The sequence below is a fragment of the Nitrincola tibetensis genome (assembly GCF_003284585.1).
Lineage (GTDB): Bacteria > Pseudomonadota > Gammaproteobacteria > Pseudomonadales > Balneatricaceae > Nitrincola > Nitrincola tibetensis.
In genome coordinates, this window is the sequence record NZ_QKRX01000051.1 from 1 (window position 1) to 531 (window position 531).

A 531-nucleotide genomic window follows, 5' to 3' on the forward strand; every position below is an offset into this window, starting at 1 on the left:
CAGCATTATCAACATCAGCCGTCACTTGGATGCTGGATGCAGTGGAGTCCAGTGCATCTTCAGCGGTGCCCGTTACGGGGTTGCCGTTGTTGTCGGTACCTGTCACCGTGATATCTAGGTCACCGTCGGTTAGATCGGTGATATCCAGATCGGTCACTGTGTAGCTGCCGTCTTCTTCAACAATCGCGGTTGTCGTGACAGTGTTGCCTTCTTGGTCAGTGATTGTGACAACTAACTCAGAGCCCACTGGGATATCAGTAGTATCACCTGTCACATCAATTGTTGGGCCAGCGTTATCAACCTCGGTTTCAACTGTGATTTGTGCCGCAATCGCATCCAGCTCAGCGTTATCTGTGCCTGTGATTGGGTTACCATTATTGTCCGTTGCGCTTGCAACCACATCTAATGGACCGTCAATCAAGCCGCTTAGATCCGCTTCAACACTGAAGTTACCATCAGCGTCCAACGCAACGTCATTCAGAATAACTTCATTGCCCTGTTGATCTGTGATCACCAAGTTAACCGTGTTGC

The 531-nt window shown here is 49.7% G+C and carries 1 protein-coding gene; it reads right to left on the reverse strand.

Annotated elements, in window-relative coordinates; all coding sequences use genetic code 11:
• Positions 1-514: hypothetical protein (locus tag DN062_RS18440; RefSeq protein ID WP_205126782.1), on the reverse strand; the 514-nt coding region annotated here is incomplete at its 3' end.
• Between the last annotated feature and the right edge of the window lie 17 nt (positions 515-531).